The sequence below is a fragment of the Aeromicrobium sp. genome, from assembly GCF_049586495.1.
In the GTDB taxonomy this organism is placed as follows: domain Bacteria; phylum Actinomycetota; class Actinomycetes; order Propionibacteriales; family Nocardioidaceae; genus Aeromicrobium.
This window is the reverse complement of record NZ_JBAVCB010000015.1, coordinates 1-1,915: the sequence shown is the minus strand read 5'-3', so window position 1 is coordinate 1,915 and position 1,915 is coordinate 1. Positions and strand designations below refer to the sequence as shown.

The window sequence follows — 1,915 nt, the reverse complement described above, 5'->3', positions numbered from 1 at the left end:
GCCGCCACCGCGATGACGTGCCCGCCGGAGTACGAGCTGCCCCACAGCACGATGCGCTCGGGGTCGACCCCCGCGAGGCCACGGGCAGACTTCACGGCCGAGCGATAGTCGGCCCGGTGCGCCCGGTGGTCGACGCTCTGGCGCTTGGCACCCGTGGAGGTGCCGAATCCGCGGTAGTCGAACACCAGCACGTCGGCTCCCGCGGCGGCGAACTTCTCCGCGAATGGCGTCAGCCCCGCGTCGCGCGTGGCACCGAAGCCGTGGGCCACGACAACACACGGCCGCCCCGTCGGACCCTCGAGGTCCGCCGACTCGGCCGTGTAGTGCCACGCCCCGAGCAGCTCGCCGTGGCTGGGGATCTCGACATCAGTGCGCATCTGCCGATCGTCCCGCGCCCCGCCCCCCGCGTCCACCCGAACCGCTCGCCAAGAGACCGCCCGCGGCAACCACGCCCGTTTGCCAAGGAGGCCGCCCGCGGCCGACTGTGCCCCTCGGCCCTGGCGCGCCTCACGCTCGCCAGCTCGCTGGGGACCGGAAGCGCCAGCGACCGAGGCGAACAACAACCCGTTCGCCAAGGAGGCCGCCTGCGGCCGACTGTGAGCGAAGCGAGGCGAACCAAACCCACCAGGCTCACAATCGCACGGGCTCTGAAGCCCTATCGTCCTCCCATGACCTCGACTCCCACGCCCATACGCGAGCGCCGAAACCCAGCATTCCTCCTGGCCGCCGTGTTCTTCGTTGCCACGGAAGTACAGCTGCTCGTCGGCGCCTTCGGCGGTCTTGACCGCTTCGAGGGCAAGGGATTCGCGACGCGCCTGCTGGTCAACACCGTGCTGATGCTGGCCGCCCCCGCCATCTGGATCCTGGTTCAGCGCCGACGCACCTCACCTCAGCCAATCCCGTGGTGGCCGTGCGCCGTCATCATCTCGTCGTTCCTGTTCGACGCGCTCGGCAACTCGCTGAACCTCTACGACGGGTGGGAGCCGTTCGACAACGTGGCGCACTTCGTCACGTGGTTTCTGCTGCTGTGGGGCATCGGACTGTTCATCGCTCGCGCCGACGTGCAGCCTCGGTGGGTGCTGATCGTGCTGGTCACGGGTCTGGGCGCAGCCATTGCCGTGGTGTGGGAGATCGGCGAGTACTTCACCTTCATCCAGCGCGGCATCGAGCTCGACGGTGCCTACGAGGACACCTTGAGCGATCAGATCCTCGGCACAGCCGGCGCTCTGTGCGCGGGGATTTTGGTGCACACGAGGCACCGCCGGCTCGCTCCTGGTGGCTCCGTGGTCAGGGACCCCTCCAACACCGCGTAGCCTTGAGATGTGACGACCAAAACCGAACAGTTGATGAAGTCCTGGACTCCCCTCGCCTACGGGCTGCTGCAGGACACCGCAAAGTCCTACGGGGGTGTCGTCACCTACCTCGAGTTGAGCGACCACGTGCAGTCCACGTCAGGGCAGCGCACCACGATGCTGCTGATGAACTGGATCGGCCCCATGCTCGATCTCATCGCCAAGCAGGCTCACCGCGACAGCGACGCGCCCCTGGCATCGCTGTGCGTGAAGGCCGACGGAACGATCGGCGACGGGTACCTGAAATCGATCGTCGCCACCACCGGTGGCGAGGTCGAGGACCTGCAGTGGCGTGCCGCCGAGGACCGTCTTGCCTGCTACCAGAAGTACGCGTCCGACCTCCCCGCCGACGGCGGCCAGCCGACGCTGACCAAGCAGGCCAAGGCCAAAAAGGAACGCGTCACCCGGAAGCCGGTAACCGAGAAAACCGCCGGCGAGGTGTGCCCCTCCTGCTTCATGGAAAAATCGCTCACCGGTCTGTGCAACAACTGCGACTGATCTGCCGATGACGGTTGGCCTATCAGTCAGGGGCCAGCCGCGTCGCGTCGTGTCAGGATGCACTC

At 67.3% G+C, this 1,915-nt stretch carries 3 protein-coding genes; 2 read left to right on the top strand and 1 reads right to left on the bottom strand.

Going from position 1 to position 1,915, the window contains the following annotated elements; all coding sequences use genetic code 11:
• Positions 1 to 377, bottom strand: a 377-nt coding sequence (locus WB508_RS00645; protein WP_423842937.1) for an alpha/beta hydrolase, incomplete at its 3' end; no start/stop codon positions are given.
• Between the two features lie 291 nt (positions 378 to 668).
• Between WB508_RS00645 and WB508_RS00640 the strand changes: the two genes are divergently transcribed.
• Entirely contained in the window at positions 669 to 1,313 is a 645-nt protein-coding gene (locus WB508_RS00640; protein WP_423842936.1) for a hypothetical protein, read from the top strand.
• 9 nt (positions 1,314 to 1,322) lie between these two features.
• Positions 1,323 to 1,850, top strand: coding sequence for a hypothetical protein (locus WB508_RS00635; protein WP_423842935.1), 528 nt, complete (start codon positions 1,323 to 1,325; stop codon positions 1,848 to 1,850).
• Positions 1,851 to 1,915: the final 65 nt, after the last annotated feature.

Bases quoted from the DNA above. Each gene is read 5' to 3' on its own strand.
- WB508_RS00640 (WP_423842936.1), top strand. From the start codon at position 669: ATGACCTCGACTCCCACGCCCATACGCGAGCGCCGAAACCCAGCATTC.